The following is a 22,983-nucleotide window of genomic DNA, read 5'->3' on the forward strand; positions in this document are numbered from 1 at the left end:
CCTGGTGTCCCGGAGGTGATCTCGGTCCGACCAATCTCTTCAGGACGGGTCGACCCACCACCATGGGGCTGGGCCTGCGCAACAACATCACCCGCGGCCCGGGTGAGGGAGAGGGCGGCAAGCGGTAGCAGCGGAGCCGGCGGACCGCCGGCCGCACCGGCCAGGGGTGCCGATGGCAGAGGCCCTGCCATCGGCACCGCCGCGGCGTCTCCGGTCGGGGCCCGGCGGGACGAGGAACAAGGCGGCGTGCTGGAGGGACAACCCGCGTGCGGACCAGTCACGGCGGACGGCTTCCCCTGGGCAGGAGGTGGCCCCAAACGGCCCACTGCGGGGCACGAGTTGGCAGGAACCCAACGGTCGTCCGTCTGCGGCCTCGTCTGGGGGCTCGATCCCCGGACGCGCTGATGCCCGGACCGGGCGCTCCGGGCTTGTCATCGCACCGCCCAGTTTCTCCAGACAGGGGAAAAAGTTCCCCGATTTTCCTACGAAGGGGTTTCCGAAACAGAAGAAGTCGGTTACGGTCCTGCTGGTTCCCTATCGAAGTACCGGTTCACGAACGGTCCCCTGCTGGTGATCTCCCGGGGCGCGAGCGACGGCGCGCGCCTCACGTCATCCCTCTGGAGAGCAATCCGTGCACAGGAAACGGTTCAGAATGAGCAAGACCCTGGCCGGCGTCACGAACGCCATGCTCGCCGGCGCTTACCTGGTGAGCATCGCGCATGACGGGGAGTCCGGCATCACGGCCCGGTCAACGGTGGGAAGACGGTCGGCGACGTGCAGGACGCCTACTGGATCCCCTTCGGGCCCGGAGTCGCACCGCCACGCTTCACCTCGTCCCCCAAGGCGGCGCGGAAACGCTCGACGACGTGAACGACTTCGCCATCGCCACAGCGGGTCGACCGGCCCTTGATCCCCGGGAGGGCGGCTCCAACCCCGCCGCCGCCCTCCTGGGCCCACACCGCACGGAGCCGTGTCCCACGCGACCGCCGGTTGACGGCGGCTCCACACACGCTTCTCATTGCTCGTCCGCAGGGCGCCCCTGACACCGCGGTGGGTGCCGGCGGTCGGGTATGTGTGTCGGCCCGGTCCTGGGGGCGGCGCAGGCACTTACAGGTCACTCGTTCTCCGAGAGGCAAAGGTGTGAAGAGTAATTCGGCGGCTCCACCCTCGGCGGTCCGGACCAGGCGACCCCCCATCGCATCGTCCCTGGAACTCGCACGGTGTTAGCCACCGCCGACCACCGGACCCGCGCATCTCCGTCCGCCTCCCGGTGGACCCAACGCCACCCGAACCACCCCTGGTCCTGCGGACTCACAAGGGAACTCCGCATGCGCTACCGCATGCTTGCCGTCACCCTCGATCCTTCATCCGCAGGTGGCACCCACCGCCGGTCTCGCCCGACCCCGGTGGTACGGCGCCGCTGTGCGACCGGCCCGCCATCCCTCATGGACACCACCCCCCACTGACCACGCCGGCCCCAGGCGCCCTGACCAACCTCAGCAGGTGCGTCTCGTCGGCCACGACAAGAAAGAGGAACACGTGACGCACCTTCCTGACGCCCCCCGTACCGACGGCACCGACGATGCTCTGCGCCGTAGTCTCGGCATCGACCGCCGCCGGTTCCTGGGCACCTGCACCGCCGTCGCGACCGCGGCGATCGCCGCTCCTGTCTTCGGCGCTTCACCCGCCCTGGCCCAGGACCGGCGCAGAGGCGACGACCAGGGCGGAGACGTCTTGGTCCCTGCCTCGAAGCGCGGCATCATCCTTTACACCGTCCGCGATGCGACGGGCCGGGACCCGCTGTCCACCAATGTGCCCTCCGGCTTCCGGGAGGTCTTCAAGGAGCTGGCCCGCTACGGCTACAAGCAGGTCGAGTTCGCCGGATACGGCCAGCACCCCAACGCCCCCGGCGGGGCGAGTCTCGAATCCGTCGAGGGCGCCAAGCTGCTGCGCTCCTGGCTCGACGAGTACGGCCTCAGTGCGCAGGGCAACCACGGTTTCATCCCCGGCTCCTGGCCGCTGACGGCCCCCGACCTGGAGACCTTCAAGAAGCATCTGGAGATCGCCAACATCCTCGGCATGGACCATGTGGGCACCGGCGGCGACCCGGCGGACAGCTCCTACCAGGCCGACTGGGACGTGGCGGCCGACAAGTGGAACACGCTCGGCGAGATGGCCCGTCGCGAGGGCCTCCAGCTCTACACCCACAACCACGACTCTGCCTACAACTTCCTGCTCGACCAGGGCCCACTCGACGCACAGGGCCACCCGACCCGCAGCTCCGGCATCCGCAAGCTTGAATATTTCCTCGGGATAACCGACCCGAAGAGCGTCTGGCTGGAGATGGACATCTTCTGGGCGCACGTGGCCAAGTACAAGTTCCACACGTACACGGCCAGTGATGGCTCGCCGCAGGAGAACATCTTCGACCCGGCCGGGCTCGTCGTCCGAAACGACAAGCGCTACCCGCTGTTTCACGCCAAGGACGGCGTCATCAACACCGCGAGCGGAGACGGCTACGACATGGTTCCGTTCGGCACGGGCGACATCGACTACGCCACCTTCTTCACCCGCGTCGGCTCCCGGAACTACCACAACCCGATGATCGAGCAGGACAACGCCCCCAGCTCCACCGACCCGGGCCAGTCGCTGAGCGACGCGAAGATCGGCTACGCCAACCTCGCGGCCCTCCGCAAGAAGCGCAAGTAACCCCAGCGCCTGGAGGCCTTGGGCTCATGCCACGGCAGGCCCCCTGGACGCACATCAGGTGCCCCTTCCCGCGCAACCCACCGCGGGGAGGGGCGCCCTGTTGCCCCGTGTGCCATCAGTCCGCTCGGACCCTGGCCCAGGGGTGGCGGGGGAGCAGGCGACCGATCCGGTGGAGGGCCCCGTAGCACCACCGTCCACCGGCCGAACCAGCAAAGCAGAGAAATCGATTTCAATCAATCTGGACTCTGTGGCCCGCGCGTCGAGCACCCCCTCCGCTCCCGACTGGCGCGGTGGGCTCACAGCCGCAGCGCAACGAATTGGGTGGCCTGGTCCCAGGGGTCGCTGGTTGGCCAACTGATCAGCCCAAATGCAGGCTTTGGAGGGCGTAGTGGCCCCCTGTGCCGTGCCGGGATCCCAGAGCCGACTATCACATTCCCATCGGATCAACCTCTTGACATCATGCCGACCCGCTCCTACGTTCGCTGAAATGGATTTCACGCAGGACGGCGCCCCGATGTGACCTGTCGACCGCCTGCGTGCGAGCTGCGATCAGCGGCAGGCCCGGGCCTGCACCCACCACGCACGGGCGGGCCCCTCACCTCAACAGACACCCGACCATCGCGGGCCGGGACTACCGGGCCCGTGTCCGGCGATGTCTCACTCGAGCTTCATGTAAGGGCAACAGAATGACGACCGACCGTTTTCCGCATTGGCCCGTACTGGGCCGCTACGACCAAGACCACCTGCGCCGCGTGGCCATGCCCCTGGGCGGCATCGGCACCGGCACCGTCAGCCTCGGCGGACGGGGCGATCTGCGGGACTGGGAGATCGTCAACCGTCCCGCCAAGGGCTTCACCCCCGAGCGCGCCTTCTTCGCCCTGCGGGCCCAGCGCGGCGACGAGGCGCCCGTCACTCTGGCACTCGAGGGTGCCATCGACACCGCGGACTATGAGGGCGCGTACGGCAGCCCGGTGCCGAACCACACCCTGCCCCGGTTCCGTAAGGCCGGGTTCGAAGTGGCCTACCCGTTGGCACAGGTGGTGCTGGAGGACGACGCCATGCCTCTGGGGGTGCGGTTGCAGGCGTACAACCCGATGGTGCCCGGCGACGAGGAGTTCAGCGGTCTGCCGGTGGCCGTGCTCCGATACGTCCTGACCAACCCGGGGTCCGAGCCGGTCAGGGCGAGCATCTGCGGCAGCCTGCCGAACTTCATCGGCACCGACGGCTCATCGGGCACCTGCTCCAAGGGCCGCAATGCGGTGCGCACGGCTCCCGGGCTGCACTCGGTGGTCTGTTCCAGCCAGGGTGTGCCCGAGGATGACGAGTGCTGGGGGACCACGGCGCTGAGCGTGCTGACGCTGCCCGACGACGAGGTCACGCACCGGACTGCCTGGGCCGAGGCACAGTGGGGCAACAGCCTTCTCGACTTCTGGGACGACTTCTCCAGCGACGGCCGCCTGGAGGAGCGCGAGGCCGGCGGTAGCGACAGCCCCACGGCTTCGCTGGCGGTCAACCGTACGGTGCCCGCCGGCGGCGAGGTTGCCGTAACGTTTCTGCTCACCTGGCGCTTCCCCAACCGCCTGGCGTGGGACGTCGACGAGGACAACGAGCCCTCGCACATGGGCACCGCCTACGTCGGCAACCACTACGCCACCCTGTGGCCGGACGCCTGGCATGTCGCCGAGGACATCAAGGACCGGCTGCCCGGCCTTGAGCGCACCACCGTCGCCTTCGTGCGCGAGGTGTGCGCGAGCGACCTGCCCCAGGTGGTACGGGAGGCCGCGCTCAACAACCTCAGCACCCTGCGCACCCAGACCTGCTTCCGCACCGAGGACGGGCGGTTCTACGGCTGGGAGGGGTGCGGCGACCGGGTCGGCAGCTGCCTGGGCAGCTGCACCCATGTGTGGAACTACGAGTCGGCCTCCGCCCATCTCTACGGCTCGCTGGCCCGTTCCATGCGTGAGATCGAGTTCGCCCACGCCACCGACGAGCGCGGCCTGATGAGTTTCCGGGTGATGCTGCCGCTGGCCGACCGCGCCCAGGACTGGCATCTGGCCGCGGCCGACGGGCAGATGGGGTGCCTGGTCAAGCTCTACCGTGAGTGGTGCCTGTCCGGCGACGACGCGATGCTGCGTTCGCTGTGGCCGGCCGCGCGCCGCGCCATGGAGTTCTGCTGGACCCCCGGCGGGTGGGACGCCGACCAGGACGGCGTCATGGAGGGGTGTCAGCACAACACCATGGACGTGGAGTACTACGGCCCCAACCCGCAGATGGCGGGCTGGTACCTGGCCGCGCTACGCGCCTGCGAGGAGATGGCCCGCCACCTCGGTGAGGTCGACTTCGCCCAGCACTGCCGGGACCTGTTCGAGCGGGGCTCGGCGTGGGTCGACGCCAACCTGTTCAACGGCTCCTGGTACGAGCACACCATCGCCCCGGTCGGCGCCGACGCGATCGCGGACGGGCTGCGACACCACTTCATGGGTGCGCGCGACACCACCCGTCCCGACATGCAACTCGGCGCCGGCTGCCTGACCGACCAGCTGGTCGGCCAGAGTGCCGCGAAGCTCTACGGCCTGGGCACCGTACTCGACCCGGAGAACGTCGGCGCGACGCTGGACGGCATCGTGCGGCACAACCGGATCGAGGGAGCGCACCACCACTTCAACCACAAGCGCAGCTACGTCCTCGGTGACGAAAGCGGCCTGCTGATGTGCACCTACCCCGACGGCCGGCGTGAGGAGCGCCCGTTCCCCTACGCCAACGAGGTCATGACCGGGTGTGAGTACACGGCGGCGATCGGTCTGGTGCAGGAGGGGCGCCGCGAGGAGGCCGTGCAGGTCGTGCGGGACATCCGGGACCGCTTCGACGGATGGCGGCGCAACCCCTTCGACGAGGCCGAGTGCGGGCACCACTACGTGCGGGCGATGGCCTCGTGGGGGGTGCTGCTGGCCTGGACCGGCTTTGGTTACCAGGCCGGCACCTCGACCCTGCGGCTGCGTGGCGAGGACGGTGCACGCTGGTTCTGGTCGACCGGTGACGCCTGGGGCACCAGCAGGCAGCGCCTGGACGCGGCCTCCGGCAGCTGGGAGGTCGACGTGGAGGTGCACGGCGGCCGGCTGTCGCTCGGGACGGTCGAGCTGGAGGGCGCGGCCCGCTGCACCCTGCTCGGCGGCCCCCGGGTGCTGACGGCCGGCGGGACGGCGACCGTCCACGGAACCGTTCCGGGCGGCGAGCGATGACACCGGGCACCGTCAAGAAGGTCCCTACCGGTTCGCCGCGGCGCGCTTTCCTGCGTGCCGTGGGCGCCACGGGCGCCGCGGTCGCAGCACCGACGCTGCTCTCCGGCTGCGCGAGCGGCGACTCCGACGCGGTACGCGTGGTGGTCTCCGGCAATGCCAGCGACCGGCCCCTCTGGGGCGCGCTGGTCAGGCGCTTCGAGGCCCGCCACCCCGGCATCACGTTGCAGCCGGTCTTCGTTTCGGGTCCCGCTTCGGGCAACGACACCTGGACCGGCTTCTTCTCCACCGTGCAGACCCGGATCGTCGGCGGCCAGAAGTACGACCTGGTGTACGCCCCCACCGAGGGGCAGCTGTTGTTCTCCTCCCGCAATGTGCTGGAGCCGCTGGAAGGGTATCTGGACCGGGACGCCGACGCGGTGCGCGACTTCCGCTCCGACGTGGACAAGCGGGTGCTCGACCAGTTCGACGCCCACCGTCCACCGGACGGCAGGTCGTACTACGTACCGATGGGCGAGAACTGCCCGTGCCTGCTGATCAACCGGAGGCTCTTCCGGCAGGCCGGGGTGGAGGTCCCGCACGGGGAGTGGACCTGGGACGAGTTCGAGCGGGCAGCCGTGCGGATCCACCGGACAACCGGCAGCTACTCCATCGCCTTCTCCACCGACCTCTGGGGGTTCATGCCCTGGCTGCTGACCAACTCCGCACAGGTGCTGGACGACACCTGGCGCAAGTCGGCCATCGGGTCAGGCCGGGCCAGAGAGGCCGTGGAGTTCACCCGGTCCTTCGTCAGCCGCGGTATGGCACCGCAGGCAGGCGGGACATTCGACACCTACGCCGCCATCCACAGCGGGAAGCTGGCGATGATGAACGGCGCGTTCAACGCCATCGTGGAATTGCGCCACCGCGGCTACGCGATGGACGACTACGCCTTCGTCCCCTACCCGCACCGCACCCGCCCGGCATCGTCGGTCGGCTACGGAGCATTCGGGATGTTCAAGGTGTCCGACAAGAAGGACGCCGCCTGGCAGTTCGTGAAATACGCCATGTCCAAGGAGTGTCAGGACTACATCGCCAAGACCGGGTTCCTCGGTGTCTCGCCGGTACGGCGGTCGTCCGCGACCGGGCCGCTGACCAGAAACAACGCCCCGTCGGGCACATCCTTCCTCTACGGGGCGCTGGCGAACTCGACCCCGGTCCCCGGGGTGCCTGAACAAACCAGGATCTCCACGCCGTTCAGCCAGGCCATCTCGCAGATGCTCACCGGGAACATGGCGATCGGCTCCGGACTGAAAACGCTGGACCAGCAGATCTCCGGCGGGCTCGTCTCATGAGGCGGACGCCGGAAAGGAAGGTCTCATGACAATCATGGCAACCAAGCCGGCCCGGCACAGGGCTGACGCCGCACCTGGCCGGTCACCAGGCGCAGGGCGGTGGGCCGGGAGGCGGGCCCAGGACACCCTGACCGCCTACCGTTTCCTGTCCCTGCCGCTGCTGCTGTTCCTGGTGTTCCTCGCGCTGCCGCTGGTGTGCACGGTGATCCTCAGCTTTTTCCAGTGGGACACCTTCTCGTCGCCGAAGTTCATCGGCCTGGACAACTACCGCGCCATGCTGCACGACCCCAACGTGGGACAGGCGTTCCTCAACACGATGGTGTTCACCGTGGCCACGACCGTTCTGCACCTGGTCCTGGCTCTGGTGCTGGCGCTGGCGGTCAACCGGGCCGTTTCCCCGGTCCTGCGTTACTTCCTGCGCACCGCGTATTTCTTCCCGCTGCTCGTTTCCGCGGGGGCCGGGGCGCTGGTGTGGATGTACATGGTCGACCCCAGCTTCGGGTTCGTCGACCACTACCTGGGGCGGCTGGGGGCCGACCATCCGCCGAACTGGCTGCTGGACTCCTCGACTGCGCTGTGGGTCATGGTGGCCTTCGACCTCTGGCACACCATCGGGTTCACCTTCGTCATCGTGCTGGCCGGCCTGCAGTCCATCCCGCCGACGCTGTACGAGGCGGCGCGGGTGGACGGGGCGGGCACCTGGCGGCAGTTCCGCAGTGTGACGGTGCCCATGCTCTCGCCGAGCCTGTTGTTCGCCTCCATCACCGCCTTCACCGGAGCGTTCCAGATCTTCGACCCGATGTACATCATGACCCAGGGTGGGCCCGGCAACCGCACCCTCAGCGTGGTGGAGGAGATCTACAACTCCGCCTTCCGCGACTTCAAGATCGGCTACGGCAGTTCCATCGCGGTGGCGGTGGCCGTCGTGATCGTGCTCCTGTCCCTCCTCCAACTCTTCCTCAGCCGTTACTGGGTGAACTATGACCGTGTCTGACAACATCCGACATGCTTCCGCGGCTCCTGTGGGCGTAAGGCGCTCGCCGACCCACGCCGTGGCCGGACGACTCGGTCGCTGGACCGTCAACCTCGTACTGGTCATTGGAGGGGTGCTCATGCTCATCCCCCTCTACTGGACGGTGGTGGCCTCGCTCCAGCCCGAGGATGAGGCGTTCGCCCTGCCCCCGCACTGGATCCCGCAGCACGTGACGTTCGACGCGTACCGCAGCGTCTTCTCGATGATGCCGTTCGCCCAGCAGTTCCTGAACAGCGTCCTGGTCACGGCCGCCATCGTGGTGTGCTCGCTCGTGGTGGCCGCGGTGGCGGCCTACCCGCTGGCCAGGCTGGAGTTCCGGGGCCGCTCGGGGATCTTCGGAGTGCTGCTGAGCGCGATGATGATCCCCATGCAGATCACCGTCATCCCGGTCTATCTGCTGATGCGCTACCTGCACCTGATCGACAACCGGCTCTCACTGGTCCTCACGGCGCTGGTGCAGGTGGTGTCGATCTTCCTGTTGCGTCAGCACTTCATGACGGTGCCCAAGGAGATCAGCGAGGCAGCACTCCTCGACGGCGCGGGCCACCTGCGCATCCTGTTGTCCATCGTGCTGCCCTCCGCCCGGCCCGCGCTGTCGGCGCTGGCCATTTTCACCGCCCAGCAGTACTGGAACGACTTCTTCTGGCCCAATCTGCTGCTCACCAGCTCCGACAAGCTGACGCTTCCGGTGGGTGTCTTCTCGTTGCAGAACCAGATGCAGACCGGGTCGCCGGTCATCATCTTCGCGGCGGTCTCGATGATCGTGGTGCCGCTGTTGGTCCTTTTCCTGTTCGCCCAGCGCAAGCTCACCGAGGGTGTGGCCTTCGTCGGGGCCAGCCGATGAGGCCGGCGCCGGTGGGGGATCGACCGTGGTGGGGCGGTGCGGCGCCGGCGGGCTCGGCTCATCGGCGTACGGACGGCGATTCCCTGCAAGCGGGCTGCGCTCCGGTGCAGATGGTGGAGGACGAAAGTCCGCGGGGACGCGGCCGGCTGACCGGGAGGCCCCGAGCGGTACTGCACGCGCTGTGGGACAACCTGCCGGCGCTGGCTGCCGTGAATCTGGTGGTCTGCCTGGCGCTCCTCCCGGCCGCGGCCTGCGCTGCGGCGGGTCGCTGGAAGGCGGTGCCGCTGGTGGCGCTGGTGCCGGGCACCACTGCGGCTGCGGGTGCGGTGGCGACGGCGACACGGGTGCTCTCCCCCGACCCGTTGCGATTGCGTGGGTGGGCGGCGGCGATGTGGCGCGCCGCCCCCCTCGGGGCCGGCACCGGGCTGGTGGGCGGCATCGCCCTGACCGCCGTCGAGTACGACGTGCACGCGTACCGCACGAGCGAGGCCACCTGGCCACTGCTTGGACTGCTGCCTGCCGGCGCCGTCCTGGCGCTGCTGGTAGTGGCCGGCGGGCACCTACTGGTCCTCGCAACCGCGTACGGGGTACGCGGACGCCGGCTGTGGTACGCCGCCCTGTGCTGCGCCGCCCGCACCCCTGCGGCCACCCTGGCATCGCTGATGCTGGTCGGTGTCAGCGCGCTCGTCCTGGTGGTGCTGGGGCCCGGCCTGCTCTTCCTCCTCCCGGGACCAATTGCCCTGCTCTCCTGCGCGGTGACGCTCCCGGCTATCCAGTCCGTATTGCGGGAGGACACCCAGGACGGCGGCTGAGGCCGCCCCGGGACGGAAGTGACAAACAGTGGGTTCCCGGGGGTGAGCCGTCTTCACGTGTTCCGGACGAAGGCACCGCACGTCAGGCGGGGGCGACTTACGTCGCCCCCGCCTCCGTGACGTGCGACGTCACCGGTGGTCGTGGACGGGGGCCGGCCTTTCGGTGAGACAGGAGGAGGCGACGGCGAGCATGTTGCGGATACCTGCCGCCAGTGTCGGCTCGGGCGCCGGCGCGTAATACGGTGAGTGGTTGGAAGGCAGTCCCGCTGGAAGAGCGCCAGAGTTCTGCAGCCTCTCCAGGTCGTCAGCGGTGTACGCGGCCGGGTCGGTGCCGCCGAAGTGCCAGAAGACCGACGGGCAGCCGGCGGCCGTCCCCAAGAGGCCGAAGTCCTCGCTCGCGCCGAGAGGCGAGGGCAACTCGTGCACCGTCTGTGCGATCGGATCGAGTGCGCGCATCACCTGCCGTGTCATCTCACCGTCGTTGACGGTGAGTGGGAAGCCGTCGTACGTCTCGATCTCGGGCGGGCGCAGGACCCCGGAGGCTTCGGCCTCGTTGTTGATGATGCGGCGGATGGCCGTCAACGCCTCCTCGCGTGCCTGCGCGGAGTAAGTGCGCAGGCTGAGCAGGAGTTCGGCGGCGTGCGGGATGATGTTCGCGGCGGATCCGGAGTGCAGGGCGCCCGCCGTCAGCACAGTGGCGGGGGAGAGGGGCGCTTGGCGGGCGGCGAAGGTCTGCAGGCGCAGCACGATGGCGGAGGCCAGAACGATCGGGTCGATCGCCTGCTGAGGTGCGGAGGCGTGACCGCCCGCACCGTGCAGGGTGACGCGAAGGCTGTCCGCCGCGGCCATCAGCGGCCCAGGGCGCGTGATGACGACGCCCGTCGGGAGCGGGCCGACATGCTGGCCGAGGCACACCTGGGGGCGCGGGAAGCGTGCCAGCAGTCCGTCGTCCAGCATGGCCCGCGCGCCCTGTCCGATCTCCTCCGCGGGCTGGAAGACGGCGATCACCGTGCCGTGCCAGCTCCCCGGACGGGCGGACAGCTGTCGGCATGCGCCGAGGAGGCAGGTGACGTGGACGTCGTGGCCGCAGGCGTGCATGCGGCCCGCCTCCACCGACGCGTACGGCAGGCCCGTCTCCTCGTGCACGGGCAGGCCGTCCATGTCGGCGCGCAGCAGGACGACTGGCCCGTCCCCGTTGCGCAGGACGGCCACGACGCCGGTACCGCCGACTCCTTCGGTCACCTCCCAACCGTCCATTGCGGCCATTTCCCGGACCACGGCGGCCGCGGTGCGACGTTCGGCGAAAGCCAGTTCGGGGTGGGCGTGCAGGTCGCGGTAGAACTCCTGCCAGTGCGGCAGATGCTCATCAAGTCCGGTCCCGAGCGGGGCCGTGAGTTGTGGGGTCACGCGGATCCTCCGAGTTGTTGGCGGTCGCCTCCTGCGTGCTGCCGGTGACGATGTCGCGGAAGCGGACGAGGAAGCGTGCGCTGGTCTGGGGCAGGCAGAGCACGGCGATGACGGCGAGAGCGGGCCCCACGATGAGGGCCCGGAAGGCGACCGAGTAGGAGAAGTGATCGACCAGGGAACCGAACACGGTCGGGGTGAAAATGCCGGAGAGTTGACCACCGAAGAGCACGATCCCGGAGGCGACCCCGCTTAGGCCCGGCGGCAGACTGCGCAGGGGGACCGAGAGACATGGCATGTAACACAGTCCGGCTGCCCCGCTCAGCAGGGTGGCGCAGGCGACGTAGCCGGTGATGGACGAGGTGCGCGGCAGCCAGAAAAGCAGCACCGCCACGACGCACATGGCCGGTACGACGATGCGGCGCGGCCGTCCCTCGAAGCGGTCGGAAAGCCGCCCTCCGATGATGGCACCCGCGGCTGCGAAGACGGTCGGGCCGATGGCGAGCAGCCCCGCGCGGCTGATCTGGAGGCCACGCTCCTCGATGAGGTAGGAGGCGCTCCAGGAGTTGAGGCCCCAGATGATGACGTCGTAGGCGAAGAACATCACCGCGAAGCCCCACATCACGGGGGACCGCAGCACCGCGGCCGTTGCGCCGCGTGCCTTCCGCAGCATGGGGCCGGTCAGCGTTTCCGGCAGCGGGCCCGGCATCCAGCGCCTGATCGCGACCATGACCACCAGGCCCAGTCCGCACACCGCCAGAAACATGGCCCGCCAGTCCCACAGCGACAGCAGCACCGAAGAGATGAGGGCAGCCAGCAGCCCGCCGACCGCGTTGGAACTCTGCAGCCAGCCGTTCGCCGTCATGCGTTGCTCCGGCAGGCTGCGCCGACTCAGCGTGTGCAGCGCGGCACCGGGGAACAGCCCCTGTGCGGCGCCGAACAGGCAGCGCACCGCGAGCAGCACGGCGAATGACCACGCTATGGCGGTCAGTCCGGTGAAGACCGACCACAGCCCGAGCGCGACACACGCCATGCGCACACTGCCGAACCGGTCGGCGAGCAGACCGCCCGGGATCTGGACCAGAGCGTAGGTGAGGAAGAACGCCGAGACGATCATCCCCCGCTGGCCGTGGGTGAGTTGAAAGGTCTCGCCGATCGAGGGAAGGGCGAGATTGATGACGAGCCGGTCGATGTAATCGACGCTCCAGGCGGCGAAGAGGAGCGCCACGGTGAGCCGCGTCGTTCTGTGCACTGCAGATGCCTCCAACCCTTCCGGGATCACGGACCCACACACCCTGCGGCGCACGCCGCTCGGAGCCGCCACTTCGCGGCAATCCGGCACTCGAGCGGGGCGATGCACCGGATTCCGCCTCGGTGAGCCGTTCACGCGTCGCCGCCCTGCGCCCGTCCGGCCCCCAGGAGCCGGGCAGGCGGGCCGGCGGACGGCCCCCCGCCATCGGCGGTGTGTGCGCGCGACTCGCCGGCCGCCCAGGAGAAGATGCCACGGGCCATCAGAGACGATTCCGCCTCGGCGCGGGCCTGGTTGACCTCAGCCCGCACGGAGTGCAGCGCCGGCTCGCCTGGCGCCGCCTGGACGGCCAGTTCGGCGAGGTGGCCGGCCAAGCGCAGTTCGCCGTCGTCGGCGTACCGGCGCGCCGCATCCGCCAGGGCGGCCGGTCCACCCGCCAGCTCGGCGAGCGCGGTGGCGAGTTGGGTGTCCGATGCGGGCTTGAGCCGGGCGGGGTTGCCGTCGTACCAGCCGGCGTAGCGTCGCCAGAGATTGCGGACGACGAACTCCGGCTCGTCGTACCTCGCCCGCAGGTAGACGCGGTCGGCCAGGTGCACGGGAGGTGAGACGGAGCGCACGATGTCGTCCAACCGGGCTCCGGCGTTGATGCCCTCCAGCGTCTGCTCCACCAGACTCTCCAGCCAGGCGGCCGTCTCGGTGAGCGCCTGCCGGACCCGGTCGGCGCCGAAGACGGGAACGCCGTGCGAAGGCAGCATGATCTCGGCGTCCAGGGCCGCCATCCGCCGCAGCGCGTGGGCCCACTCGCGGGGGTAGCGCTGCACCTTCTGCGGATTGCCGCAGTTGGGCGTCACCCACACGAACATGTCGCCGGGGCACAGAATGCGGTGTTCGGGTATCCAGGCGACGGTCGCGTCGTCGGTTTCGCCCTTGACGTGGAACAGCTCGAAGGTCAGGTCGCCGCGCGTCACCGTCAGCCCATCACGGTAGGTCAGTTCGGGACGCCGGTACGACATCGGCCACCGCAGGTCCGGTGCCTGGAACTGCCGCTGGTTGATGACGGTGTTGTACCCGTTGGTGAGCAGATAGCGGTCGAAGCGGTCGCTGATCTTCTCCTGGGCGATCACCGTGGGCCGGGGGCCGTCTTCAGCGTCGAACGGGTCCATGCCGAAGACGTGGTCGATATGCCCGTGCGAAAAGACAGCGAGGTGCACCGGGTCGCGGCTCCACGCGCGCACAGCTTCGTACAGCGCACGCGTGCCCTGGGGTCCGCCGGTGTCGAACAGGACCAACTGTCCGGCGGTACGGAAAACGATCACATTGCCGAACCCCGGATGCCAGCCGACTCCATCGGCCACGTCCAGCACCCCCGCACCGTCGAGCCCGCTGTGCACGACGTTGTCGTCCTCGGTGCCGTTCCAGATCTCGTCGGCGTACCTGGTGAGAGAGAAACCCATGCCACATCCCTTGCGGTTGCTGCCTGCTCAGGGGCCCGCCTGCGCGGAGCCGTTTCGGTCTCGGCTCTTCTTGTCCGCGGACGGTGCTGACACAATGGGCTCCATGCCGTTGAGTGCCGTCACTTCGCCGGAATCCGGCACAGAGGTACGCCTGTCGCCGCGTTCCGCCGGACTGAGTGAGACGGACCTGACGTTGATCGAGGCGCTCCAGGTGCAGCCGCGCGCGTCCTGGACACGTGTCGCCGAGGTCATCGGAATCGACGCCACCACCGCGGCCCGGCGCTGGCAGCAGCTCACCCGTCACGGTCTCGCCTGGATGACCGCCTACCCGACCCACCACTGCGCCACCGTGGGCTACGCGGACCTCGCCTGCCGTCCGGACGCACTCGACGGCCTCACCGAACAACTACGCCGGTGGCCGTATGTGTTCAGCGTCGAGCGGACCAGCGGAGATCACCAGCTCTTTCTCGGCCTGGCCGCACGGGACCTGCCTGCTCTGGATGCCCTCATCACAAGGCGATTGGGACAGCTCGACGGTGTGCGGTCGCTACGGCTGAGTATCGGCACACGGGTCTACCACGAGGGCAGCGGCTGGCTGATCCACGCGCTCAACGGCCGACAACGCTCCTTCCTCGCAGGTGACGGGAGGGCCGTCCAGTCCGCGCCGACCGGGCCACGTGAGTCCGACCGGCAGCTCCTCTTCGCCCTCAGCGCTGACGCGCGCCTCAGCTACGCCGAGCTGGCCCGGGAATGCGGGCTTTCCGAAACCACGGTGCGCCGACGGCTGCACCGGATGACGAGCAGCGGCGAGCTCCACTTCCGCTGCGACGTCACGCAATTGCTCGTGGGTTGGCCGGTCGGCGTGACCTACCGGCTGCGCGTCCCCGCCCACCTGCTCGACAGCACGGCCCTGGCGCTGGCAGCTCTGCCACAGACCCGCCTGTGCGTCGCTGTGACCGGCTCCCACAATCTCCTGCTGTCGGTCTGGCTCCGCTCGACCGCCGACTGCCGCGCGATGGAAGCGCAGATCCTCGACTGCTGCGCCCGGATCGACATCGCCCAGAGCGACGTCACCCTCTATGCAGCCAAGCGCATGGGCAGGCTTTTGAACCCCGAGGGACGTGCGATCGGGCATGTGACGATGACGGCATGGCCGCGCGACGTCACCTCCACGGTCGGAACGGAACCGGTCCGGTGACGGGCGGTCACCCCCGGGAAGCGTGTCCCCCGCGCTCTTGTCAGTACCTACGCCGGGCCCGTACTTTTGCGCGTGCGCCATGTCGTACGCGCGAGTGGGGGAGCCGAGTATGGCCGCGACCGGTCGTCATCGCCGTTACCAGCAGAGCCGAATCAACCGTGCGTCGCTGATGGTCACCGCGGGCGGTGCCGGGTTCGCACTGCCGCTGCTCACCGCCGGTTCGGCGGGCGCCGCGTCGGTCGATGTCTGGGACAAGGTGGCACGGTGCGAGTCCACCGGCAACTGGAAGATCAACACCGGGAACGGCTATTACGGCGGCCTGCAGTTCAGCAGTTCCACCTGGCAGGCCTACGGCGGCGCGGTCTACGCCCCGCATGCCGATCTGGCGACCAAGGAGCAGCAGATCGCGGTAGCCGAAAAGGTGCTGCAGGCGCAGGGGCCCACCGCTTGGCCGGTCTGCTCGGTACGGGCGGGGCTCACCCGGGGCGGCACAGAGCCCAGGATCGTCGTGCAGCCGAAGACGAAGCACACGACCAAGCACACGCCCAGGTCCACGACCAGGCCCGAGGCCGGAGCGAAGCCGGCTGCCGTGCATGAGGAGCAGGCCGCAATGCGCCCCGTCGGCCACCTCGCCGGCTACACCGTCGTCAGCGGCGATTCGCTCTCGCGGATCGCGGAGACCGAGAAGGTCACCGGCGGCTGGCAGCAGCTGTACTCGGCGAACCGTGCCGTGGTCGGCGACGACCCCGACCTGATTTTTCCCGGCCAGCGACTGGATCTGAGGGGGCGGCAGCAGGGACAGCCGCAGCCCACGACGCGATCCGGAGAACGGCACACGGCCGAAGCCGGTCCCGCCGCGAGCAAGCCGACCGCTGCACCGCAGCAGCGCCGACCGGCCGCGGCCGTCAGGAAATCCCGACTCACCGCACCGGTGACCGTCCACCACAGCACCCCCTACCGCGCATCGGGCAGTTCCTGGTCCAGCGGCCACCACACCGGCATCGACTTCCCGGTCCCGACCGGTACCTCGGTGAAGGCGGTAGCGGCGGGCCGGGTGGTCTCCGCAGGGTGGGGAGGAGCATACGGCTACCAGGTCGTCATTCGGCACGCGGACGGAAAGTACAGCCAGTACGGGCATCTGTCCGCGCTCACCGTACGGGCCGGCCAGACCGTCGGCGAGGGCCAACGGATCGCACGCTCGGGATCGACGGGCAACGCCACCGGCCCGCATCTGCACTTCGAAATCCGGACCGGCCCCGGCTACGGCACCGACATCGACCCGCTGGCCTACCTCAAGGCAGGCGGTGTCACCGTCTGATCACTGACCCGGTCCGCCGCGCCGCCCGACAGACGCTCCCTCTGCGGTGGTCCGTACTGCGCCGTCACCCGAGGCGGCGGTTCCCCCTGCGCGGTCCGGTCGGCCCGCGACCCCGCGGTCCGGGCGGTGAGCCGCTCGGTGGTCAGCAGGACCAGTCCGCAGGCCGCCAGCGCGCCGCAGCCGAGCGCGAGCGAGGTGCCCAGCGCGCCGTACCGGAAGTTCTCGCCGAAGAGCGTGACGCCGATCGCCGCCGCAAGCACCGGGTTGACGACGGTGACCGTCGCGAGCGGAACGGCCAGTCCGGCTCCGCGATACGACGCCTGGGAGAGCAGCATCCCGGTGGTCGCGAGGCCCGCGATCGCCAGCAGGCTCGCCCATTCGGCGGCCGGCACCCCGGAGGTCCAGTCCACCGCGACCGTCTTGGTGAACACCGAGGCGGCACCGAACGCCATGCCCGCGGCCGCCGCGAGAATCACACTGCGCGCCACCGGCTTGCGCATGCGGCGCGCGGCCAGCCACAGCACGGCGAGACCGCCGAAGGTCGCGAGCGCCAGCACGACCCGTTCGCCGCCGGGAAGCGATGAGGTGTCCGCGCTGCCGGTGAGCGACAGAAGCCCGGCGAGACCGACGGTGGCCATAACGGCACCGCGCCAGGCAGTCGCCCCGGCCCTGCGCCGGACGAACAGGGTCGCCATCGGGAGTGCGAACACTATGGTCAGCGCGCCCAGCGGCTGCACCAGACTCAGCGGTCCGTAAGCCAGCGCCACCACATGGAGCGCGGCGCCGAAACCGTTCAGCGCCATGGCGACCCACCAGCGCCCATGGCGCAGCGGCGCATAGGGGCGCCCAGGGGCGGCCGCGGCCACGCGCTCCTGCACAATCGCCCCGGCCGCATACGCGACCGCGGAGACCAGCGACAGAAGCACGGACCACACCAGGGCGCTCATGTCCTCAACGATCTCCCGCGCGGCACGATAAGTCGTCGTCCTCAGGCACCCAATCCTGTGTACTACCAGAGCAGTACGGCCGTCCGTCGCAAGTCGTCCTCCCGGCGGTGTTTCCCGTCCGGCCGGCCGGGCTTTCCGGTCAAAACCCTTGACGCGAGCCCGACAGGAACCAAGAATGATCGCGTTTGACAACGTTGTCGGGAGGGGGCCGGGGGCCTGGGCCGACAGCGATGCCGATGAGCCTCTGGAGGATCACACCCATGCACTGGACCCAACGGCTGCGCGGAGCAGGGACGGCCGTCGCGGCTGTCACGCTGCTCGGCGGAGTCCTTGCCGCGCCGACGGCCCAGGCCGACGCAGCACACCGCGGCGAGCAACTGACCGACCTGGTCAACCCGTTCATCGGAACGGAGAACGAGGGCAACACCTACCCGGGTGCCGCCGTCCCCTTCGGTATGGTCCAGCTCTCCCCGGACACCGGTCACAACACCGGGTACGACCACGCCCAGAACCAGATCCGCGGCTTCTCCAGCGTGCACATCTCCGGTGTGGGCTGCGGGCTCGGCGGCGATCTGCCCGTCCTGCCCACCACCGGTGACATCACCGAGACCGACTATGCGAAGTACGCGGCGAAGTTCAGCCACGACAATGAGACGGCGAGCCCCGGCTACTACAGGGTCGGTCTGGACTCGGGCATCACCGCGGAACTCACCGCCACCAAGCGCACCGGCGTCCAGCGCTACACCTTTCCCGCCACCGACAAGGCCAACGTTCTGCTGAACGCAGGGCAGTCGCTGCACAGCACGGTGTCCAGCACCGTCCAGGTCCTCGACTCCCGGACGATCCGCACGGCCATCACCGGCCGCGGATTCTGCCAGGACACCAAGCCGTACACCGTGTACACCGTCACGCACTTCGACCGTCCCTTCACCACATCGGGCACCTGGAAGGGCGGCACGGTCACCGAGGGCTCGAAGACGTCCACCGGTACGGCGGGCAACGGCGCCTGGGTCCGCTTCGACACCACCAAGGACCGCACGGTCGAGGCCACCACGGCCATCAGCTATGTCGACGCCTCGGGCGCCGCCCGGAATCTGCGCGCCGAGGGCGGCAGAAGCTTCGACCGCGCCTACCGCGCCGCACAGTCGAGTTGGGAGGACCGACTGGACGACGTCCGGGCCCAGGGCGGCACCGACACCCAGCGCCGGACCTTCTACTCGTCGCTCTACCGGTCCTTCCTCGCGCCGAACATCGGCAGCGACGTGGACGGCCGTTACACCGGCTGGGACCAGAAGATCCACCGCGCCAAGGGGTTCGACTACTACCAGAACTGGTCGCTGTGGGACACCTACCGCACCCAGACCCAGCTCCTCTCTCTCCTCGCTCCACGTGAGGAGAGGAACATGGCGATCTCCGTTCTGAAGATCGACGAGCAGAGCGGCTGGCTGCCCAAGTGGGGCTACGGCACGGTCGAGACGAACATCATGACCGGCGACCCGGTCACTCCCTTCCTCACCAACGCCTATCAGCAGGGGCTGCTCAAGGGGTACGAGGAGCAGGCGTACCGGGCACTCAAGAAGAACGCCGACGGGACCCCGCCCGCGGACTCCGCCGCCGTGGGCCGTGAGGCCAACGTCCAGTACATCAAGGACGGTTTCGCGCCGTACATCAAGAACCGCCCGCACGCCAAGCCCGGTGACTCGGACTTCGATCACGGCGCTTCGGCCACGCTGGAATACGCCCTCTCGGACGCCATGCTCGGCCAGATGGCCGGCGAGCTCGGTCACACGGCGGACGCCAAGCGCTACGCGGCCCGCGCCCAGAGCTACCGGAACATCTTCGACCCGTCGACCGGGTTCTTCCGTGCCCGCGACGAGAACGGCGCTTTCACCGGTCCCGCCGACCCGGCACAGAGTGAGGGCTTCCACGAGGGCACGTCCTGGCAGTACCAGTGGATGGTCCCGCAGGACATCCCCGGCATGGTGGACCTGATCGGCGGCAAGGACGCGGCCAACCAGCGCCTCGACTCCTTCTTCGCCTACGACCAGCTGCTCGCCGACCCGGCGAAGACCGCCCGTGAGGTGTGGGTCAACGGCCCGTACGACTACTACAACGCGGACAAGTACAACCCGCAGAACGAGCCCGACCTGATCGCGCCCTACACCTATCTCTCCACCGGCCAGCCCTGGAAGACGACCGACGTGGTGCATGCCGCGCTGACGCTCTTCACGGACACGCCGACCGGTATGACGGGCAACGACGACCTGGGCACCATGTCCGCCTGGAACGTGCTGTCCTCCATCGGGATCTTCCCGGTGCAGCCGGGCACCGACACCTGGGGCCTCTCGACGCCCGCCTTCCAGCGGGTGGACCTCACCCTGGACCGGCGTTACTACCCGCACGGCCACCTCACGGTGAGCGCGCCGGGCGCCTCGGACACCGACCGTTACATCCAGTCGGCCGCCGTGAACGGGAAGGCGCACGCGAAGACGTATCTCACGACCGATGAGATCCGCTCCGGCCACGACCTGACCTTCACGGTCGGCTCCAAGCCATCCGACTGGGGCACTGCGGCTTCCGCGGCTCCGCCGGCCATCGGCTGACCCTCGCATGCGAACCGCCCGCCTCCGGAGACCGGGGCGGGCGGTTTCGTGCCGGGGGCGGATCAGCCCATGGCGTGCTGCGCTGCGAGGTCGGGCGCGAAGTCGCTCTTCAGCACGTCCTTGCAGTAGGGCACGTAGCCGGTGTTGTTCACGTAGCGCGCGGAGATCCAGTTGTGGCTGGTGCGGAGGCGGTACCAGACGGTGTTGCCGTCGATGTACTGGGCGCGGACCTTGCACTGCAGACCGACCTGCTGGTGGTACGCCAGAACGCCGCGGGTGGAGGAGTCCGTGCTGGGGAACTGGCGCATGTTCAGGCCGGTCCGCGCGGTGACGGTGCCGTACGGCTGGGCGGGCGCGGCCTGGGCCGGGGCGGCGGCGAGCAGCGTGGCGCCGATGGTCGCGGCGGTGGCCAGAGCGCCGGCTGCGACCGTGAGGCTCTTACGGAAGGGCGTGCGGGGGGTGGCGGTCGTGGGCAAGGAAGGCTCCTGTTCGTGACGCACATACCTGTCGCGCCATGAAGTCCATTGGCGCAAGGCGGACAATACTCACAAAATCGGCTGCCCCTTCCGACGAAACGGCGAGGGGCCGCCGAATGTGTGACGCAGAAATTGCCCGCGGCCGTCATCCGGGAGACAGTGGGCGGATTTTGGCATTCGGCCGGACTGCGTATACCTTCGTGAGTTGGTCGATGGCCGACTGGGCCCCGATGCGCGTCTGACCAGCGCTTCTGCGCTTCCGACTGCCGCTTGCGACCGGGACTACGACAGAGGAACCGCAATGACCGTGACAGAGGACAGCCAGGCGTTCGGCCCCGGCATCGATCCGGAACGACTGGCTCTCTGCCTCAGCGTGCTCGACGAGCTGGACAAGATCGACGTCGACCACCCGGACGCCGTCGCGGTCCGCCGCGCCACCGCCGGGGTCTACCGGACCGTGAAGCAACGCCGTCGCCAGGAGCGCCGGGCCGCCAAGACCGCCCATGACAAGGCGGTCACCGAGGCCACCGCCACCGGCTCCGCGGACCGCATCGACGACGAGACCCAGGGTGTGCTGCCCTCGTCCAGGGCCGGCGGGGAGATCGCGGGGATACTCCAGCGCCCCCGGTCCTGCTACATCTGCAAGACCCGGTATGTCGAGGTCGACGTCTTCTACCACCAGCTCTGCCGGGCCTGCGCCGCAGAGAACCGCTCCCGCCGCGATGCCAGGACCGACCTGAGCGGCAAGCGGGCGCTGCTCACCGGCGGCCGGGCGAAGATCGGCATGTACATCGCCCTGCGGCTGCTGCGCGACGGTGCGCACACCACCATCACCACCCGTTTCCCCAAGGACGCGGTGCGCCGCTTCAAGGCGATGCCGGACAGCGCGGACTGGATGCACCGGCTCAAGATCGTCGGCATCGATCTGCGCGACCCCGCCCAGGTCGTCGCGCTGGCCGACTCGGTTGCCGCCGCGGGGCCGCTGGACATTCTGATCAACAACGCCGCGCAGACGGTGCGGCGTTCTCCCCAGGCGTACAGCGAACTGGTCGCCGCCGAAGCAGCGCCGCTGCCCGTCGGTGAGTTGCCCTCCTCGGAGGTCATCGGAGCGTTCGGCAGCGGCGCTCAACTGACCCTGCCCAGTGCGCGCCCCGGCGGGCTCAGCGCCCAGGACGTCGCCGAGCTGGCGCTGGTCACCGGATCCGCCTCGCCGGCCAGGATCGAGGCCGGCACGGCGATCGACGCCGGTGGACTGGTACCGGATCTGCACGACACCAACAGCTGGATCCAGACGGTCGAGGAGGTGGACGCCGTCGAACTGCTCGAGGTCCAGCTCTGCAACTCCACCGCGCCCTTCATCCTCATCAGCCGGCTGCGTCCGGCCATGGCCGCGTCCGCCGCCAAGCGGAAGTACGTGGTGAACGTCTCGGCGATGGAGGGCGTTTTCAGCCGCGGATACAAGGGTGCGGGACACCCGCACACCAATATGGCGAAGGCCGCGCTGAACATGCTCACCCGCACCAGCGGCCAGGAGATGTTCGAGTCCGACGGCATTCTGATGACCGCGGTGGACACCGGCTGGATCACCGACGAGCGCCCGCACCCGGACAAGATGCGGCTCGCGGACGAAGGCTTCCATGCCCCGCTCGACCTGGTCGACGGCGCGGCCCGGGTGTACGACCCGATCGTGCGCGGAGAGTCGGGCGAGGATCTGCACAGCGTCTTCCTCAAGGACTACGCCCCAGCCAACTGGTAGGGCGGGGGCGTACTCCGGCGCCACGGATCGGGCGCTTCGGACACAGGCACATTCGACACAGGCACAGCGGCATCCGGGCGACTCCTCCCCGGATGCCGTTCTCGGGATCCGGGCCGATCATGGCCGAAGCGGCTCGCAGCTGAACGGCAGGCAAAGAAAACTTGGCCAACGGGTTCGGTCCCTATCGAGCGGAACCCCGCTCATTTGGTTACTCTGGTGGATGACGGACTTCCGATGGGGCCCTACCAGACTCCCCGGCCCGTTCTGGGACAGGCACGCACCGAGGCCGCGGTCCCGCCAGGAAACCGGCGCCACCGCGTCCGAACTGCCCTTGTCCATGCGGTTACGCGACACAGAGGAGTGCGCGGTGACATCAGAGACCATGACAAAGCGCGAGCAGCGTCCAGCAGAGCGCAGCGAGCGGGCCGGCCGGCCCGAGAAGCTGCTCTGCCTCGACGTCTGGGCCAGGTCGGCCCCCATCAGGCTGGCCGGTTACGAGGACGACCTCGCCGAGCCGCACATCCTGCAGGGGATCGACTGACGGTTGCCGTGCGCACTCCCGGCGCCCCGCGGCATCCTCACCGATGCCGCGGGGCGCCGGACGCATGTG

16 protein-coding genes are annotated in these 22,983 nt (G+C 69.1%); 11 read left to right on the top strand and 5 right to left on the bottom strand.

The genetic code is table 11. The features are described 5' to 3' along the window. Positions 1-1,539: 1,539 nt before the first annotated feature. The 6 genes from AB0436_RS06370 to AB0436_RS06395 all read left to right on the top strand — a co-directional run bounded on the left by AB0436_RS06370 (position 1,540) and on the right by AB0436_RS06395 (position 9,968). The gene (locus AB0436_RS06370) at positions 1,540-2,709 is read left to right on the top strand and encodes a sugar phosphate isomerase/epimerase family protein (RefSeq protein ID WP_366466552.1); all 1,170 of its coding nucleotides are present in this window, start codon (positions 1,540-1,542) and stop codon (positions 2,707-2,709) included. Positions 2,710-3,395: 686 nt separating this feature from the next. Next, positions 3,396-5,948 (top strand): GH116 family glycosyl-hydrolase, encoded by a 2,553-nt coding sequence (locus AB0436_RS06375; protein WP_366466553.1) that lies wholly within the window; start codon positions 3,396-3,398, stop codon positions 5,946-5,948. 59 nt (positions 5,949-6,007) lie between these two features. Next, positions 6,008-7,279 (top strand): sugar ABC transporter substrate-binding protein, encoded by a 1,272-nt coding sequence (locus AB0436_RS06380; RefSeq protein WP_366466554.1) that lies wholly within the window; start codon positions 6,008-6,010, stop codon positions 7,277-7,279. A gap of 25 nt (positions 7,280-7,304) precedes the next feature. Then, the gene (locus AB0436_RS06385; RefSeq protein WP_366466555.1) at positions 7,305-8,273 is read left to right on the top strand and encodes a sugar ABC transporter permease; all 969 of its coding nucleotides are present in this window, start codon (positions 7,305-7,307) and stop codon (positions 8,271-8,273) included. Positions 8,274-8,391: 118 nt separating this feature from the next. Then, on the top strand, positions 8,392-9,156 hold the full coding sequence (locus AB0436_RS06390) for a carbohydrate ABC transporter permease (protein WP_366466556.1): 765 nt from the start codon (positions 8,392-8,394) through the stop codon (positions 9,154-9,156). Between the two features lie 11 nt (positions 9,157-9,167). After that, entirely contained in the window at positions 9,168-9,968 is an 801-nt protein-coding gene (locus tag AB0436_RS06395) for a hypothetical protein (protein WP_366466557.1), read from the top strand. A 129-nt stretch (positions 9,969-10,097) separates the two neighbouring features. On the opposite strand, the gene AB0436_RS06400 is transcribed toward AB0436_RS06395, so the two are convergent. From AB0436_RS06400 to AB0436_RS06410, 3 genes are all read right to left on the bottom strand, one after another. Next, a complete protein-coding gene (locus tag AB0436_RS06400; protein ID WP_366466558.1) occupies positions 10,098-11,375 on the bottom strand; it encodes an amidohydrolase in 1,278 nt (425 codons plus the stop codon). Further along, on the bottom strand, positions 11,335-12,624 hold the full coding sequence (locus AB0436_RS06405) for an MFS transporter (protein WP_366466559.1): 1,290 nt from the start codon (positions 12,622-12,624) through the stop codon (positions 11,335-11,337). The genes AB0436_RS06400 and AB0436_RS06405 overlap by 41 nt, the downstream gene beginning before the upstream one ends. 131 nt (positions 12,625-12,755) lie before the next feature. Then, positions 12,756-14,075 carry an alkyl sulfatase dimerization domain-containing protein gene (locus AB0436_RS06410; protein WP_366466560.1) on the bottom strand — a complete coding sequence of 440 codons (1,320 nt, stop codon included), beginning with the start codon at positions 14,073-14,075 and terminating at the stop codon, positions 12,756-12,758. A gap of 103 nt (positions 14,076-14,178) precedes the next feature. Between AB0436_RS06410 and AB0436_RS06415 the strand changes: the two genes are divergently transcribed. Together AB0436_RS06415 and AB0436_RS06420 are read left to right on the top strand one after the other, a co-directional pair. Then, positions 14,179-15,273: an Lrp/AsnC family transcriptional regulator gene (locus AB0436_RS06415; RefSeq protein WP_366466561.1), complete on the top strand. Its 1,095-nt coding sequence runs from the start codon at positions 14,179-14,181 to the stop codon at positions 15,271-15,273. A gap of 109 nt (positions 15,274-15,382) precedes the next feature. Next, a complete protein-coding gene (locus AB0436_RS06420; protein ID WP_366466562.1) occupies positions 15,383-16,591 on the top strand; it encodes a transglycosylase family protein in 1,209 nt (402 codons plus the stop codon). Here the strand turns inward: AB0436_RS06420 and AB0436_RS06425 are convergent. Then, entirely contained in the window at positions 16,561-17,538 is a 978-nt protein-coding gene (locus AB0436_RS06425; RefSeq protein WP_366466563.1) for a DMT family transporter, read from the bottom strand. The genes AB0436_RS06420 and AB0436_RS06425 overlap by 31 nt on opposite strands. Before the next feature lie 260 nt (positions 17,539-17,798). Here AB0436_RS06425 and AB0436_RS06430 point away from each other — a divergent pair, with 260 nt between their 5' ends. Then, positions 17,799-20,141 carry a GH92 family glycosyl hydrolase gene (locus AB0436_RS06430; RefSeq protein WP_366466564.1) on the top strand — a complete coding sequence of 781 codons (2,343 nt, stop codon included), beginning with the start codon at positions 17,799-17,801 and terminating at the stop codon, positions 20,139-20,141. Positions 20,142-20,203: 62 nt separating this feature from the next. Here AB0436_RS06430 and AB0436_RS06435 read toward each other — a convergent pair whose 3' ends face one another. Beyond that, the gene (locus AB0436_RS06435) at positions 20,204-20,617 is read right to left on the bottom strand and encodes an SH3 domain-containing protein (protein ID WP_366466565.1); all 414 of its coding nucleotides are present in this window, start codon (positions 20,615-20,617) and stop codon (positions 20,204-20,206) included. Positions 20,618-20,918: 301 nt separating this feature from the next. Here AB0436_RS06435 and AB0436_RS06440 point away from each other — a divergent pair, with 301 nt between their 5' ends. Together AB0436_RS06440 and AB0436_RS06445 are read left to right on the top strand one after the other, a co-directional pair. Next, positions 20,919-22,373, top strand: coding sequence for an SDR family NAD(P)-dependent oxidoreductase (locus AB0436_RS06440; protein WP_366466566.1), 1,455 nt, complete (start codon positions 20,919-20,921; stop codon positions 22,371-22,373). A 367-nt stretch (positions 22,374-22,740) separates the two neighbouring features. After that, positions 22,741-22,914 (top strand): hypothetical protein, encoded by a 174-nt coding sequence (locus AB0436_RS06445; RefSeq protein ID WP_366466567.1) that lies wholly within the window; start codon positions 22,741-22,743, stop codon positions 22,912-22,914. Positions 22,915-22,983 lie beyond the last annotated feature (69 nt).

It is taken from the genome of Streptomyces sp. NPDC051322 (genome assembly GCF_040689485.1).
In the GTDB taxonomy this organism is placed as follows: Bacteria; Actinomycetota; Actinomycetes; order Streptomycetales; family Streptomycetaceae; genus Streptomyces.